Below are 16492 nucleotides of genomic sequence, written 5' to 3'. Positions count from 1 at the left end.
AAGGTTTTTCGCAGAGTTCACTAAGATTTAAGTTGTGTATACACAATCTAAGTTCGCAAAGCTTTGCGAACTTTGTCTTTTACCATAAACTTAAAGTAAAAAAACTTAGCGGTCTTTGCGGTAAAAACACTTAGTAAAACGAAATTATCCTTCGTCTTCTTCTGCTATTTTTAGAGGAGAATCATCCGGAAGCTCTTCATCATCATCTGTAGAATTTAATTCGAAGAAACTAAAAAAGGATCCTCCGTAACTTTTCTGAAAAGAGAAATTACTTAAATGCTCCATTTTGGTATATTTTGAATGCTCGATAATCATCATTCCGTCATCGTGAAGCAAATCTCTTTCGAAAACAGTTAAAACAATTTTTTCAAAAGCAGCCTGATCTAAACCGTAAGGCGGATCGGCAAAAATAATATCGTATGATGTTTTACAGTTCTCCAAAAATTTATAAACATCACTTTTGGTTGCTGCAATATCAAAATCATATTCTGATGAAACCTGTTTGATGAACTTTACACACCCAAAATCGCCATCAACAGACGTAATTGGTGCGCTTCCGCGTGAAGCGAATTCAAAACTAATATTGCCGGTTCCCGAAAATAAATCTAAAATCTTTAAGCCGTCAAAACTAAAATGATTATTTAAAACATTAAATAATGCTTCTTTACTCATGTCAGTCGTAGGTCTTACAGGAAGATTTTTTGGTGGGAAAATGCGGCGCCCTTTGTATTTTCCTGAAATGATTCTCATGATTGAAATAAGATATAATGTTTTTGATTCTGAGCAGTTGAAAAGTTGTTTTTTTCTTGTAATGTGCTTACATCCAAGAATGAAACGTTACGAATATATTTGTATGCGATGGCGTAATAAGCATCATTTTTTTCAATTGTTCCCAATAATTCAAGCGGAAAACTTTCCGGGTTTAAACCCAATTGTTCGGCAGTAAAAAGCAAATAATAAATAAAATCGGTTGGGGTTTGATATTCAAACGAATTAAATAATAATAGCTTTTGATTTTGAACCACGATAATTTCAAAATGACCAACATTAAAATTGACAATCATTTTTTTATCATCATTATTTTTTGACGCTTCTAAAACTTTCTCGATCAAAATACTATTGGCATGTTTGTAATCAAACGAACCAACCTGATCAATCAGGAAATTATTGATGTTTACATAGGGTATGTAAACAGAATTCATTTCGTATTTTGAAATTTGATCGTATGTAAAGAAATCAGTTTCAAAAACTTTGGTTGTATATTGTAAATAACTTCCCAGATAATGTTCGTCAAAAAGAGCTGAAGGCACAAAAGTCGAAAGATTGTTATTGTGAATAACTATAATTTCGTCGTAAGTATCCTTTAATTCAGCAAATTTTTTAAAATTATCGTGATATAAATCTTCTATTTTAGCTATTTTCTGTGAAGGATCGAAACTAACTTCATTAAAAGATGTAATCGTATTATTGAGTGTGTCAAAACAACAAAATGAAAATCCGGTCAGGGATACCTGAATCGAAAGTTTTTTGTATTTTTTTGATGTAATATTAGTATTTTGTAAAGACATAACTTGATTTACAATTCGTTACCTGCTTTAGAGTCAAGAAAGAATTTAATTCGAAGACAAACTTACAAATTAAAAAGCAACAATAATAATTGCAATTTCAAAAATCATTTTAATATGCAGTTTAAGCCAATGTTAAGATTTTTTCCACCATATAAGTTATATAAGTTCAATTAAGTAGAGTTGCGCAGTAAAGCTTATCATTAAAAAGAGATTTAAGAAGACATAGCGAGAAATTAAATGAACTTATATAACTTATATGGTAAAAAAATTATTGATTTTTGAAATTGGCATTTGCCATTTAAAAAACCGTACTTTGTATTTCAATTTTTCCCTATGAATTCATCATTGTTTTACGGCGTTTTACAAAAAAAATTTCCATTTGCACCAACTTACAAGCAGGATATTTTTTTTCAAAAAATCGCTATTTTTTTAACCGATACGCATAACGATACCATTTTTGTATTGAAAGGATATGCCGGAACGGGAAAAACAACTGTGATTTCGACTATTGTAAATAATCTTGGCGATATTAATAAAAAGTTTGTTTTGCTTGCACCAACCGGACGAGCTGCAAAAGTCATTGCCAATTATTCGAATACGCCTGCATTTACGATTCATAAAAAAATTTATTTTCCTAAAAAATCGTCGGGTGGAGGAGTGGCTTTTACCAAACAAGTCAATAAGCATAAAAACACGATTTTTATTGTCGATGAGGCTTCGATGATTTCAGACAGTACTTTAGATAGCGGTTCGCTTTTGGATGATTTGATTAATTATGTCTATTCAGGAACCAATTGCAAAATGATTCTTTTGGGAGATACGGCGCAGTTACCACCTGTGAATTTAGATATTAGTCCGGCATTAGATATTCAAACTTTGGGCGTTCATTATGATAAGGAAATAGAACATATCGAACTTGATGAAGTGATGCGTCAGGAAGAAAGTTCTGGAATTTTATTTAATGCTACTGAACTGCGTGAATTATTGAAAGAAAGTTTTATTACAGAGTTTAAATTTAATGTAAAAAAATTCAAAGATATCGTTCGTTTAACCGATGGATATGATATTCAGGATGCGATAAATACCGCTTACAGCAATTATAGTATTGAAGATACCGCTTTTATTGTTCGATCAAATAAACGAGCCAATCAGTATAATGAACAAATCAGAACCCGAATTTTATTTAAAGAAAGCGAACTTTCGGTAGGCGATTTCTTGATGGTGGTGAAGAATAATTATTTCTGGTTAAAAGAAACCGATGAAGCCGGATTTATTGCCAACGGAGATATTATCGAAGTATTGGAACTCTTCGGTATCAAGGAATTATACGGATTTAATTTTGCGAGAGTAAAAATCAGAATGGTCGATTATCCGGATCAAAAACCTTTTGAAACAGTTTTGCTTTTGGATACGATTAAAAGTGAATCTCCGTCATTAACTTACGAAGAATCAAATCGTTTGTATGAAGAAGTGATGAAAGATTATGAAGATGAAAGTACGAAATACAAGAAATTCCAGAAAGTGAAAGAAAACGAATATTTTAATGGCTTACAGGTTAAATTTTCGTACGCCATAACGTGTCATAAATCGCAAGGGGGACAGTGGGATACGGTTTTTATCGAGCAGCCGTATTTACCAAACGGAATCGATCGCGATTATATCAGATGGCTTTATACCGCTATGACGCGCGCCAAAAATAAATTATATTTGATAGGATTTAAAGATGAGAGTTTTGAGGAATAAATTTTCCGCCACGAATTCACGAATTTTATTTGAATAATTCGTGAATTCGTGGCGAAAAAAAACTTTAGCAAATGACAACACTAAATGACTTACATTCGATTTCATCGACGTTTTCGAATACAGATAAAATGCCGGTTTTGTTTTTAGGACACGGCAGTCCGATGAATGCGATTGAAGAAAATCAGTTTGTGGCGGGTTTTCGTAATCTGGCAAAAACCTTACCGCAGCCAAATGCCATTTTATGTGTTTCGGCGCATTGGTTTACCAACGGAACCAAAGTAACTTCAATGCAAATGCCAAGAACAATTCATGATTTTGGAGGATTTCCGCAAGCGCTTTTTGATGTGCAATATCCCGCAAAAGGAAGTCCTGAACTAGCTGTAGAAACTAAAAAAATATTAGAACCGGTAAATGTTGATTTAGATGAACATTGGGGTTTAGATCACGGTGCCTGGAGTGTTATTAAACATTTATATCCTGAGGCAAATGTTCCTGTAATTCAGTTGAGTATAGATTATACCAAATCGGGGCAATATCATTTTGAGTTGGCTCAGAAGTTACAATCTTTACGTCATAAAGGAGTTTTAATTATCGGAAGCGGAAATATTGTACATAATCTTCGTTTGGTAGATTTTAGAAATTTTGATAAAGACAATTACGGTTACGACTGGGCAATTGAAGCCAGAGAAACTGTAAATAATTATTTGTTAGATGGAAATTTTCAGCCTTTAATTGATTTCGAAAAAATGAGCAAAGCCGTTCAGGTTGCGATTCCAACACCTGATCATTATTTACCTTTGTTGTATACTTTAGGTTTAAAAGACAAATCAGAAGAATTAAGTTTGTTCAATGATAAATTACTGGCTGGTTCATTGAGTATGACTTCAGTAAAAATAATGTAAAAAGAACCTTTGTGAATCTCTGTGAAAACCTTTGCGAATCTCTGTGGTAAAATTGTTACGCAAAGTTGCAGGAAGATTTTCACAGAGATTCACAAAGAAGAAAATAAATTTAAAAATAGTAGAATGAAAATAATAGCTGTAATTCCGGCACGATATGCATCAACACGCTTTCCCGCAAAGTTAATGCAGGATCTGGGAGGTAAAACGGTAATTTTAAGAACTTACGAAGCTTCTGTAGCTACAAATTTGTTTGATGATGTATTTGTTGTAACGGATTCAGATTTAATTTATGATGAAATTGTTTCTCATGGCGGAAAAGCCATTATGAGCATCAAAGAACACGAATCTGGAAGCGACCGAATTGCAGAAGCCATTGCAAATCTTGATGTTGATATTGTGGTAAATGTACAGGGTGATGAACCTTTTACAGAAGCCGGACCTCTGGAACAGGTTTTATCTGTTTTTAAAAATGATGAAGAACATAAAATTGATTTGGCTTCGTTAATGCGAGAAATCACGAATGAAGACGAAATCAATAACCCTAATAATGTAAAAGTGGTGGTAGATCAATCGCAATTTGCATTGTATTTTTCAAGATCGGTAATTCCGTATCCAAGAGATACAGCTGTTGGAGTTCGTTATTTTCAGCATATTGGTATTTATGCTTTTAGAAAACAAGCTTTATTAGATTTTTATAGTTTACCTATGAAATCTTTAGAAGCTTCTGAAAAGTTAGAGCAGCTTCGTTATTTAGAATTCGGAAAACGTATTAAAATGGTTGAAACAAGCCATGTTGGAATTGGAATTGATACAGCTGAGGATTTAGAAAAAGCTAGAGGTATTTTGGCATCTAAATAGATTGCGAGATGGCACGCGGATGACGCTGATTCGCTAACGCGAAGACACGGATTTTGACGGATTTTTTAGTTTAATTTATACGTATTTCGTGTCATTTCGACGGAGGAGAAATCACATAAAGTGAATACACAGAGTACGTCGTTCTCCGGATGTGATTTCTCCTCCGTCGAAATGACAAACACAACGCAATAACAAAATAAAAAAAGCTTATAAACAATTGTTTATAAGCTTTTTTTATATCGAAAACCCAATTAAATCCTAGTATAAAACAGGAAATTTAGAAGGATTTGCTTCATTCATCATGCTGTATACTTTCTCGAAAATGTCTTCTGTAGAAGGTTTAGAGAAATAATCGCCATCAGTTCCGTAAGCAGGTCTGTGGGCTTTTGCGGCAAGTGTTTGTGGTTTGCTGTCAAGATATTTATAAGCGTCTTGTTCTTCCAGAATTTGTTGTAAAATGTAAGCTGAAGCTCCACCAGGAACATCTTCGTCGATTACTAAAAGGCGATTTGTTTTGGCAATACTTTTTACAATATCCTTATTAATATCAAACGGAAGTAAAGACTGAATATCAATTACTTCGCAATCAATTCCTAAATCTAATAATTCAGTTGCAGCCTGTTCTACCAGTCTTAAAGTAGATCCGTAAGAAACCAAAGTAATATCTGAACCTTCTTTTAATGTTTCAACAACACCAATTGGTGTTTTGAATTCACCAAAATTTAAAGGCGTTTTTTCTTTTAAACGATAACCATTTAAGCACTCAATTACTAAAGCAGGTTCATCACACTCTAAAAGCGCGTTGTAGAAACCAGCTGCCTGCGTCATATTTCTTGGAACCAAAACATGAATTCCGCGAATAGCGTTAATAATCATCCCCATAGGAGAACCAGAATGCCAGATACCTTCTAAACGGTGTCCGCGGGTTCTGATAATTAATGGTGCTTTTTGTTTTCCAACAGTTCTGTATTGCAATGTCGCCAAATCATCACTCATGATTTGAATGGCATACAATAAATAATCTAAATACTGAATTTCGGCAATTGGACGTAAACCTCTCAAAGCCATTCCAATTCCCTGACCAATAATAGTAGCTTCACGAATACCAACATCGGCAACACGAAGTTCTCCGTATTTTTCCTGCATACCTTCAAGGCCTTGATTTACGTCTCCAATGTTTCCAACATCTTCACCAAAAATCAAAGTTTCAGGATATTTGGTAAACAAAGCATCAAAGTTATCACGTAAAATCATTCTTCCGTCCAGATCTGCTTTTGCATCATCTGCATATTTTGGAAGCACTTTTTCTACAGAAAATACATTTTTATCTGATTCAGAATATAAATTACTACTGAATCTTCCCTGTGTTATTCCGATATAGTTCGTAATCCAGTTTGATAAAAGAACTTTACTGTTCGGAACTTCAATAAAGCGTAAAATCTTTCTTGCAATGGCAAGCATTTCTTTTTTCAAAGGCGATTTTATAGCGCTTAATTCTGAGATATATTTTTGAATTCTTTCTTTATGGTTGATACTTGCTTCTGCAATTTGCCCTAGTAAAGCCAAAAGATTCTTTTGATCTTCAATAATAGGGTTGATAAAAGAATTCCACGCTTCTTTTTTAGCCTCAAGAATTTCTTTTTTGATTTCAAAATCAATTTCAGCCAATTCTTCAGGTGATGCAATATTAATGGCAATCATCCATAAACGCATTTGGCGAATACAGTCAAAATCTCTTTCCCAAGCCAGTCTTTCTCCGTTTTTATAACGTTCGTGAGAACCAGAAGTAGAGTGACCCTGTGGTTGTGTTAATTCATTAACGTGAATTAAAACCGGAACGTGTTCTTCTCTTGCAACTGCTGCGGCTCTTTCATAAGTTGAAACCAGTTCAGCATAATCCCAACCTTTAACTCTAAAAATTTCATACCCTTTTGCATCTTCGTCGCGTTGGTATCCTTTTAAAATTTCAGAGATATTTTCTTTTGTAGTTTGATGTTTGGCATGAACCGAAATTCCGTATTCATCATCCCAAACACTCATAACCATCGGAACCTGTAAAACTCCGGCAGCATTTATGGTTTCAAAAAACAAACCTTCAGATGTACTTGCGTTACCGATAGTTCCCCAGGCAACTTCGTTTCCGTTTACAGAAAATTTGTCTTTAATAGTAATACCATCAACATTTCTATAAATTTTAGAAGCCTGGGCCAATCCCAATAATCTTGGCATTTGTCCGGCTGTAGGAGATATATCTGCGCTTGAATTTTTTTGTTGTGTTAAGTCTTTCCATGTACCGTCTTCGTTCAAACTGTGCGTTACAAAGTGTCCGCCCATTTGCCTTCCGGCAGACATTGGATCATATTCTAAATCGGTGTGACCGTATAAACCTGCGAAAAATTGCTTTGGAGTCAATTCGCCAATAGCCATCATAAAAGTTTGGTCGCGATAGTATCCGGAACGGAAATCTCCGTTTTTAAAGGCTTTTGCCATAGCAAGCTGTGGCACTTCTTTTCCGTCACCAAATATTCCAAACTTAGCTTTTCCTGTCAATACTTCTTTACGGCCTAAAAGACTACATTCACGGCTTGTAACCGCAATTCTGTAATCTTTCATTACTTCTGTTTTGAAATCTTCGAAAGTAAGTGTAGTATTGTTGTGTTCTTTAATCATAATCTCAAATGGGTCATGTTACGCAGCAAAATTAATTAAAAAGTATCAATAATCATAATTCATTAAAATAAATATAATTTAATTATTTATAATTAAATTGCTAAAACTACGTATATTTTTTGTGTAATATTTAAGTTTTTTCTGCTTCTAATAACAATAATTTATGTTTTTGTGTAAAATTTATTGAATTAAAACCATTTTCGGGTAAAAAGTGTGACTAATGTTTTTGGAGAGAGTGTAACCACAAATCTAATTTTTTCATTGTATTTGTTCTGAGAAATCTCCCAGCCGTTATTGGAGTAAACCGGAAAATAAACTTCAAAATAATCGGTTACCAAATTTAATCTGATGCCGCTATCATATATAAAACGTTCATTTTCATGTGTGTTTTTCATAAAACCAAGATCTCCGTAAACTTCGATCCAGTTCCAGATCGAGTAACTGGCATTTAAAGTTGTCATCCATTTATCGGCATATCGCGGTTCTATTTTTGACTTAAAACCACCTTCTGCCATTACATATTGCTGACTAAAAAAACCGGTGCTTTCTGATCTTCCGTAAAAATTATAATCAAATAAATAATCAGTTGGACGATCCAAACCAAAACTAAAATAATCTGAATTGGTTGTGTTGTATAAAAAACTTCCGGCATATAATCTCAAATTCAATTTTCGATTATTATCAAATAATCTTCTGTATTCTATTTCTGCTGCCAGTTTTCCAAAATCACTTGAAAACTGTACATCAGTCATAAAATTAAAATGATTGATTAATTCGGTTTTTGTGTTCGAATAACGGGCGTTGAAAATAGAATAGTTTGGTTTCGAATTATCTGTTATATAAGTACTTGCTTCGCGATTTACAATAACCTGACGCAACAAAATCAATTGTTTTCTATTATCCCTGAAATTTTCTTCCCGAATTCGAAACTGAACCATCGGATTCAATCTAAAATAAGTAGCATCGGGAGCATAATGAAAATAATTCTGACTGATAGAGTAACGCACATTATAAAGCGTACTGTTTCTGTAATATTGACTGTATGAAAAAGCAGATGAACCCGTTAAAGTTTCCGTATTAATCGAATACGTTGGATTAATATCAAAATTAAAAGGCTTGTCGAGTATTGTTTTATTATGAAAACGTATTCCCGGCATAAAACCATCATATAAATTATAAGTAAGCGTTGGAATGTACAAAATCTGATTGTAATATGGATCTTCCAGATCTTTGGCAAAATTAAATTTTATGGGACGGTTTGTAACCACCAGACTTTTTAATGATTTCCAGTTATTTCTTTGGTTGTACTCCGGAACTTCATTATCATAATTAATTACAATTTTATCCGCATTTTTTCGTCCAAATGTATAAATTGTATCATTGTTTTTTGGTTCAATCCATTCTTTAAAAACAACCTCATTTTTCTTAATTCCGTACACGGGAATTGGAGCATAAATACCGGTTTTGTTTTTTATAGAAAATTGTACACTATCTTTTGTTCTCGAAACATTCGAGAATTTGTAGTCGATAATATCACGGGAATCAATTATAGTTTTAAAAAACCAATCGATATTTTTAGGGCTTTTTTTGAGTAATATTTCTTCAAAATCATATCGGTTTGTCTGTTTCGTTTTATTCAAATTATAAAATTCCTGAACACTTTCAGGAACAACACCATTATTTAAATAATCATCCAGATAGCTTAAACTTAAACCTGCACGATATTTACTGGCAATTTGCTCATTAAATTTTATCAGTGTGTTTTTTGGGTCACCAAGAGGCTGATCGAGATTTTTTCTGGCCATCAGCATATAATAATAGCTGTATTGCTCATTAAAAGATAAGTTGGTAATATTATAACTTTTAAAAAGCTTCATGTCCGAAAGTTTCCCTAACATCTTCTGATCCAGATGTTGTTCTTCCATAAATTTCATCATGGCATAGATCTGAATTCCGTCATAAACCCAATTGTCTTTTCTGGGATCCAGTCGTAGACTATTCTTTAAATAATTGTTCAGATACGTTTTTAAGAAAGTAATTTCGAAGATAAAATCATCCGGAAACGGACTAATGAATGATGGTAACTGATTGAGTCCATAAAAAGGATTTCGATCATAATCTGCCTGAGAAACTGTAATTTTTTGATGTGGATATTCTCCAATAAACGCATTTGCAAAAGTCACCACTCTATTAATGATAATTGCTTTTTGAATATCGCTGATTTTTTTACTTCTTAAATCCGAAAGAATTTCTAAAGAGTCGTTGGTATAACTTCTAAAAGTATTTTGTCTTTCTATAAAAAAATTAAAATCAGTTCTGTTCAATCCCGAAAAAAGATAAGAAGTATAAGAAAGGTTCGAATTGTCTTTTGAAACCGAATTCAAATCAGTAGTAATCGAATATTCATTCGGAATTTTTATTTCAATCTCATAATCTGTACTTGCATTTGCAATATCATCGAGATTAAAATTATTGTTTGTCACAAAACTATGATTTTCATAACGTGATGGGCTTAAAAACCAATTTTTTAAACTCATTCCGCCATTTTGATCAAAACCATAATGCGTAAATTTATCACTCGGAATTTTAGAAATGTAAGTAAGATGAAGTTCAATTTTTTCGCCGGGAAGTAACTTTTGCTTCAGTTTTACGATAATAAAATCCGGGTTTTTATCGGTTCTTTCCCATTCAAAAGCCAAATTATTAGAATCAGAAAGATTTAAAATCGTAGTATTTCCTCTTTCGGCTGCCTTCGCTAAATGAAAACCTCTGTAAAATTCATCCGAAAAACGTTTAGCCAAAGGCGTATTTTTATCAGAGAAAGCATTATTCCAGTCATTCAAAACAATAGTACTCAAAGAATCATTTGAAGTATTATAAAACGTGATATCTTGTTTTACATTCAGTGTTTTAAGTTCAAGATTCACAGCTACTTCCATCTTAGATTGATGCTGCGCGTAGTGTTTTATCGAGCTCAATAAAACTAAAATAATTAAAATGTTTCTATAAAATGGCTTCAATGATGACTTGGTATTAAAGGATATCACTTAGATTTACGTGCATAAACTTGTTTTGGTTTTTTGTAAAAATAGCATAAAAAAAGCTGTTTTAAAAAACAGCTTTCATTTTTTGTAAGACTTAACGTTATTTGCTCATTCAGGCAAATTTATATCTATTTATTAAACTTAGGTTAACTTAAGTTACTATATAATTTAAAAATTAGAAATTAGGGCTTAAATCATATTTCTTATAGAACTTATCCAGAACATCAACTACTTCATCTTCAGTGTCTACGATTTTAAATAAGTTTAAATCATCAGGACTTACAGTTTGCATTTTTTCAACCAAAACTGTTTTTACCCAATCAATCAAACCAGACCAAAATTCAACACCAACTAATATAATTGGGAATTTTCCAATTTTCTTGGTCTGAATTAAAGTTATCGCCTCAAACATTTCGTCAAGAGTTCCAAAACCTCCAGGCATCACCACAAAACCTTGCGAATATTTTACGAACATTACTTTCCTCACAAAGAAATAATCGAAATTCAGGTTTTTATCGTGGTCGATATAAGGGTTAAAATGCTGTTCAAAAGGTAGTTCGATGTTTAAACCAACCGAAGTTCCGCCTCCTAAATGTGCGCCTTTATTTCCGGCTTCCATAATTCCCGGCCCTCCGCCTGTAATTACGCCATAACCGGCTTTACTAATTTTATAAGCAATTTTTTCGGCCAATAAATAGTATTTATCCTCTGGTTTTGTTCTCGCCGATCCAAAAATCGAAACACAAGGACCAATACGCCCCATGCTTTCGTAACCGTTTACAAATTCGGCCATGATTTTAAAAATCGCCCAGCTGTCATTGGTTCTGATTTCATTCCACGTTTTTTGTTTCAAACGGTCCTGAATTACTTTATCCTCGTCATTATCAAAATCTTCTAATCTCATTTTAGGTATTTTAATTTATTTATATTTTTATTTCTAGCTGTGTCGTTTTTATTATTGTCATCCTGAGCGTAGTCGAAGGAAGGAGCTGATTCCTGCTGTCCGCTATATCTTTTGTGCCGAACCCCGGCACAAAAGGATGCCTCCCGAAGCTTCGGGACCATCAGGGCTAGGGCACTCTTTTTCAATAGAAACATTGTTTTGTAAAAAAAAAATTGTCTTTTAATTAATATGTTTGTTCCTCAATTGATTTAGTAATGTTGCTTTTAACTTTTCCGGTATGTTCAGTAGTTTTCGATTCAATCAGCATTATTAAACATTCGTCAATGGATGAAACCCTGTGATTTACGCCTTTTTTTACAACAAATAAATCGCCTTTTTTCATAGTAAAAGAGGGTTCATTCTCAATCTCCATTAAAAGTTCACCATCAACAATGTAAAATAATTCATCTTCATTTTCGTGATTATGCCACGGAACTTCCTGACCTTTTATTTTAGCCACTTTAATATATTGATCGTTTACTTCATCAATTATTTTTGGCGAAAAATATTGGTCTACGTTACTGAATTTCTCTTTTAGATTCATAGATTTTATCTTAACCTTTCAAAATCAAATAAGCTTTGACAAAAAGGGCGTACTAAATTAGTACTTTTTTTAAGAATTGTTACAAAAATGGGGATTTATTAATTTAAATGTAACATTTAAAACAGACGTAGACTGGAGTTGTTGTTCATTATCAAATGATTAATGAAATCAGAAAAATATGTCGTTCCTACGGAACTTGGTTGTGTGATATATTATATTTTCAACGGATTTAATTCGTTGCTACCAATATGTAGTTTCTACGGAACTTAGATATATTGATTTTCATTTAATGGAATAATTAAGGTGTCATAGCAAACATATTATGCTTCCAATTCTTTTTTCAAAAACTTAGCCGTATAGCTTTTTTTATTTTTGGCAACTTCTTCCGGAGTTCCTTTGGCGATCAATTGTCCGCCGCCTTTTCCGCCTTCTGGACCAATATCAATAATATAATCGGCAAGTTTAATCACGTCCATATTGTGTTCGATAACCAGAATTGTATTTCCTTTATCGACTAGTTTATTGATAACATCCATCAAAACACGAATGTCTTCAAAATGCAAACCAGTTGTAGGTTCGTCCAGAATATAAAATGTATTTCCGGTATCTTTTTTAGATAATTCTCCTGCCAATTTTATACGTTGGGCTTCTCCACCGGAAAGCGTTGTACTTTGCTGACCAAGTGTAATATATCCTAAACCAACATCCTGAATTGTTTTTACTTTTCTGTAAATCTTCGGAATATTTTCAAAAAAAGGAACTGCTTCATCGACTGTCATATTCAACACATCCGAAATAGATTTTCCTTTGTATCGAATTTCCAGTGTTTCTCTATTAAAACGTTTTCCCTGGCACGTTTCGCATTCTACATAAACGTCCGGTAAAAAGTTCATTTCGATCGTTCTTACTCCGGAACCTTCACAGGTTTCACAACGTCCACCTTTTACGTTAAAACTAAAACGTCCGGCTTTGTAACCACGAATCATACTTTCAGAAGTCATGGTAAATAAGTTTCGGATTTCGGTAAAAACTTCGGTGTAAGTCGCTGGGTTTGAACGTGGCGTTCTACCAATCGGACTTTGATCTATATCAATTACTTTATCAATATGTTCAAGACCTTCAATCTTTTTATAAGGTTGTGGTTTTTTCACGCCATTAAAATAATAAGCGTTCAAAATAGGGTAGAGCGTTTCGTTAATTAAAGTCGATTTTCCGCTTCCCGAAACTCCCGTAACGCAAATTAATTGACCTAAAGGCAATTCAATAGAAACATTTTTTAGGTTATTTCCGGTTGCTCCGGTTAGTTTTAAAAACTTTCCGTTTCCTTTTCTGCGTTCTTTCGGAATCTCCAATTTCATCGTACCATTCAAATATTGAGCGGTAATTGTATTTGATTTTAAAGTTTCTGCAGGCGTTCCAATACTAATGATTTCTCCACCGTATTTTCCTGCTTTCGGACCAATATCAATTACATAATCTGCTGTTTCGATCATGTCTTTATCATGTTCAACAACAATAACAGAGTTTCCAATATCACGTAATTGTTCCAGCGATTTAATCAGTTTTTCGTTATCTCTTTGGTGCAAACCAATACTTGGCTCATCCAGAATATACAAAACACCAACCAATTGCGAACCAATTTGTGTTGCCAGACGAATACGCTGCGCTTCACCTCCCGAAAGTGATTTTGAACTTCGGCTTAAAGCCAGATAATTTAAACCAACATTCATCAAAAAGTTCAAACGATCTTTGATTTCTTTTACGACTTCTGATGCAATCAAAAGTTGTTTGTCTGTTAAATGACTATTTAAATCCTGAAACCAGGCCGTTAAATCAGAAATATCCATATCACACAATTCGGTGATATTTTTTCCATTAACTCTAAAAAATTGTGCTTCTTTTTTTAAACGTGAACCTTCGCAAACCGGACAGTTTACTTCGTCCATAAAATCTTTTGCCCAACGTTTTATGGTTGTCGAAGGGCTTTCATCATATTGATTTTTGATGAAATGCGAAATTCCTTCAAAATCTATTTTATAATCGCGGGTAACACCTAAATCTTTTGAGTTTATAGTGAATTTGTCCTTTCCGCCGTGAAGAATCATATTCATGGCTTCTTCCGGAATTTTTTCAATCGGATCGGTTATTTTAAACCCAAATTTTTCTCCAATAACTTCCAATTGCTTAAAAATCCAGGACGATTTATATTCGCCAAGCGGAGCAAAACCACCGCTTTTTATTGATAATTTAGGATTTGGAATAATCTTTTTGATGTTGATTTCGTGAACCGTTCCCAATCCGTTGCAATGCGGACAAGCTCCTTTTGGAGAGTTAAACGAAAACAAATTTGGTTCTGGATTTTGATAGGAAATTCCGGTTGTTGGACACATCAAATTTCTACTGAAATAACGCACTTCATTTGTGTCCTGATCTAAAATCATCAAAACGTTTTCGCCATGATGCATCGCTGTATTGATACTTTCGGCTAATCTTTTTTGATTGTCTTCGGTATTTTCGATCAACATTCGGTCAACAACAATTTCTATATCGTGGGTTTTGTAACGATCCAGTTTCATCCCTGAAACCAAATCCTGAACTTCGCCATTTACGCGAACTTTCAAAAATCCCTGTTTGGTGATTTGCTGGAATAATTCGGCATAATGTCCTTTTCTGGCTCTAATAATCGGAGCCAAAATATTGATACGTTTTCCGTTGAAATCCTGCATAATCAAATCCTTAATCTGATCATCAGAATAGGAAACCATTTTTTCGCCTGTGTTGTAACTGTAAGCATCAGCTCCACGAGCGTATAAAAGTCTTAGGAAATCATATATTTCAGTAATAGTTCCAACGGTTGAACGCGGACTTTTACTTGTTGTTTTTTGTTCAATGGCAATTACCGGCGAAAGTCCGTCGATTTTGTCAACATCAGGACGCTCCAAGCCGCCAAGAAACTGTCTGGCATAAGCCGAAAACGTTTCAACATAACGACGCTGTCCTTCGGCATAAATTGTATCAAACGCCAAGGAAGATTTTCCCGAACCCGAAAGACCGGTAATAACAACCAGTTTTTCACGCGGAATAGAAATGTCTATATTTTTTAGATTATGAACTCTTGCACCAAGAACTTCAATAGTATTGTCTTTTTCTAACATAATTTTGAGCAAAACGCAAAGTTACCACTTTGATTTGTTCTTTTAGTACTCGAAAACAAAACTTTATGTTACAATTAGTAACAAAAAACGCTAACCTAAGTTAGCGTTTTCTTTTTCGTGTAAGCATATATTCGTCTATGGCTTCTTTGGTTGTATACCAGTTTCGGCCTTCTTTATAAGCGTCTATTTTTCCCGTTCTGGCCAGTAAACTAATATATTCCTGACCGTACGGAGTTTCTGGTTCACTCACAATATTAATTATCGGTTGATAATCGTAACTGCTTCCCGGCATAGCGCTTAAGTAAATATTTAAAGTTCTCTCTAAAGCCTGACACATCAAAAGGGTTAATTTTTGATAGTTGCCATTATTTGCCTGATTAAGCGCTTCGTAATATTTTTTTCTGTCATTTTTGAGGATAATTGCCGGTGGAAAACCACAACGCATCAACAATAAATTCATACTTAAACGAACTGTACGCCCATTTCCATCAAAGAAAGGATGAATCCAGACTAATTTATGATGGTAAATTGTTGCCAGTTCAATATCGTTTAAACCTAAAGGATTTGTATTTATAAAATCAATTAGTTCATCCAGATAATCTGAAACTTTATTGGCATTTGGAGGCATAAAATTAGCACCCGAAATTCTAACGCCTCCATTACGTAATCGTCCTGCAAAATCATCTTCGATAGAACGTAAAACTAATCCGTGAATTGAGAGAATGTCAATGCTTCTCAGTTTATAAGTTTCATCAACAATTGAATATAGATAATCAATGGCTTTATCGTGATTGTGAGTTTCAAAATGTTCACGAAGTGATTTTCCCTTAATTGTAATTCCTTCCTGAATCACCATTTGGGTTTCGCGCAAACTCATTGTATTTCCTTCAATACTGTTTGAATTGTATGTCCATTCGAGAGATAAACTTTCGCGAATTTTATGTAAAGCGATATTGGGCAATGGTCTGCTGTTTTGCAAATCAAGCCTTTTTTGGTACAATCTATCAAAAGTTGATTGAAATTCTTCTCTGTATGTTACGTCTATATTCCACATAATCCCGCAAA

Annotated in this window: 11 protein-coding genes; 3 read left to right on the top strand and 8 right to left on the bottom strand. The window is 33.7% G+C overall.

The window, feature by feature from the left end; all coding sequences use genetic code 11:
• Positions 1-144: 144 nt before the first annotated feature.
• Both BUE22_RS10835 and BUE22_RS10830 read right to left on the bottom strand, forming a co-directional pair.
• Positions 145-750 carry an RsmD family RNA methyltransferase gene (locus BUE22_RS10835; protein WP_073395061.1) on the bottom strand — a complete coding sequence of 202 codons (606 nt, stop codon included), beginning with the start codon at positions 748-750 and terminating at the stop codon, positions 145-147.
• A complete protein-coding gene (locus BUE22_RS10830; RefSeq protein WP_073395060.1) occupies positions 747-1568 on the bottom strand; it encodes a DUF3822 family protein in 822 nt (273 codons plus the stop codon). Before BUE22_RS10830 ends, BUE22_RS10835 begins: the two co-directional genes overlap by 4 nt.
• A 333-nt stretch (positions 1569-1901) precedes the next feature.
• Here BUE22_RS10830 and BUE22_RS10825 point away from each other — a divergent pair, with 333 nt between their 5' ends.
• From BUE22_RS10825 to kdsB, 3 genes are all read left to right on the top strand, one after another.
• Entirely contained in the window at positions 1902-3311 is a 1410-nt protein-coding gene (locus BUE22_RS10825; protein ID WP_073395059.1) for an ATP-dependent DNA helicase, read from the top strand.
• A 71-nt stretch (positions 3312-3382) separates the two neighbouring features.
• Positions 3383-4213, top strand: a complete 831-nt coding sequence (ygiD, locus tag BUE22_RS10820; RefSeq protein ID WP_073395058.1) for a 4,5-DOPA-extradiol-dioxygenase — start codon at positions 3383-3385, stop codon at positions 4211-4213.
• Between the two features lie 123 nt (positions 4214-4336).
• A complete protein-coding gene (gene kdsB, locus BUE22_RS10815; RefSeq protein ID WP_073395057.1) occupies positions 4337-5071 on the top strand; it encodes a 3-deoxy-manno-octulosonate cytidylyltransferase in 735 nt (244 codons plus the stop codon).
• Positions 5072-5329: 258 nt separating this feature from the next.
• On the opposite strand, the gene BUE22_RS10810 is transcribed toward kdsB, so the two are convergent.
• The 6 genes from BUE22_RS10810 to BUE22_RS10780 form a co-directional block, all read right to left on the bottom strand.
• Positions 5330-7741 (bottom strand): alpha-ketoacid dehydrogenase subunit alpha/beta, encoded by a 2412-nt coding sequence (locus tag BUE22_RS10810; RefSeq protein ID WP_073395056.1) that lies wholly within the window; start codon positions 7739-7741, stop codon positions 5330-5332.
• 188 nt (positions 7742-7929) lie between these two features.
• Positions 7930-10680, bottom strand: a complete 2751-nt coding sequence (locus tag BUE22_RS10805; RefSeq protein ID WP_073395055.1) for a gluzincin family metallopeptidase — start codon at positions 10678-10680, stop codon at positions 7930-7932.
• A 280-nt stretch (positions 10681-10960) separates the two neighbouring features.
• Positions 10961-11689 (bottom strand): LOG family protein, encoded by a 729-nt coding sequence (locus BUE22_RS10800; RefSeq protein WP_042564981.1) that lies wholly within the window; start codon positions 11687-11689, stop codon positions 10961-10963.
• A gap of 223 nt (positions 11690-11912) precedes the next feature.
• Positions 11913-12272 (bottom strand): cupin domain-containing protein, encoded by a 360-nt coding sequence (locus BUE22_RS10790; RefSeq protein WP_073395053.1) that lies wholly within the window; start codon positions 12270-12272, stop codon positions 11913-11915.
• A gap of 320 nt (positions 12273-12592) precedes the next feature.
• On the bottom strand, positions 12593-15427 hold the full coding sequence (gene uvrA, locus BUE22_RS10785) for an excinuclease ABC subunit UvrA (protein WP_073395052.1): 2835 nt from the start codon (positions 15425-15427) through the stop codon (positions 12593-12595).
• Positions 15428-15527: 100 nt separating this feature from the next.
• On the bottom strand, positions 15528-16481 hold the full coding sequence (locus BUE22_RS10780) for a Fic family protein (RefSeq protein ID WP_073395051.1): 954 nt from the start codon (positions 16479-16481) through the stop codon (positions 15528-15530).
• Between the last annotated feature and the right edge of the window lie 11 nt (positions 16482-16492).

The sequence above is a fragment of the Flavobacterium pectinovorum genome (assembly GCF_900142715.1).
GTDB lineage: Bacteria > Bacteroidota > Bacteroidia > Flavobacteriales > Flavobacteriaceae > Flavobacterium > Flavobacterium pectinovorum.
This window is presented reverse-complemented; position numbering and strand designations above follow the sequence as displayed.

Bases quoted from the DNA above. Each gene is read 5' to 3' on its own strand.
- BUE22_RS10800 (WP_042564981.1), bottom strand. From the start codon at position 11,689: ATGAGATTAGAAGATTTTGATAATGACGAGGATAAAGTAATTCAGGAC.
- kdsB (WP_073395057.1), top strand. From the start codon at position 4,337: ATGAAAATAATAGCTGTAATTCCGGCACGATATGCATCAACACGCTTT.
- BUE22_RS10825 (WP_073395059.1), top strand. From the start codon at position 1,902: ATGAATTCATCATTGTTTTACGGCGTTTTACAAAAAAAATTTCCATTT.
- BUE22_RS10810 (WP_073395056.1), bottom strand. From the start codon at position 7,741: ATGATTAAAGAACACAACAATACTACACTTACTTTCGAAGATTTCAAA.
- ygiD (WP_073395058.1), top strand. From the start codon at position 3,383: ATGACAACACTAAATGACTTACATTCGATTTCATCGACGTTTTCGAAT.
- BUE22_RS10790 (WP_073395053.1), bottom strand. From the start codon at position 12,272: ATGAATCTAAAAGAGAAATTCAGTAACGTAGACCAATATTTTTCGCCA.
- BUE22_RS10835 (WP_073395061.1), bottom strand. From the start codon at position 750: ATGAGAATCATTTCAGGAAAATACAAAGGGCGCCGCATTTTCCCACCA.
- BUE22_RS10805 (WP_073395055.1), bottom strand. From the start codon at position 10,680: ATGGAAGTAGCTGTGAATCTTGAACTTAAAACACTGAATGTAAAACAA.
- BUE22_RS10780 (WP_073395051.1), bottom strand. From the start codon at position 16,481: ATGTGGAATATAGACGTAACATACAGAGAAGAATTTCAATCAACTTTT.
- BUE22_RS10830 (WP_073395060.1), bottom strand. From the start codon at position 1,568: ATGTCTTTACAAAATACTAATATTACATCAAAAAAATACAAAAAACTT.
- uvrA (WP_073395052.1), bottom strand. From the start codon at position 15,427: ATGTTAGAAAAAGACAATACTATTGAAGTTCTTGGTGCAAGAGTTCAT.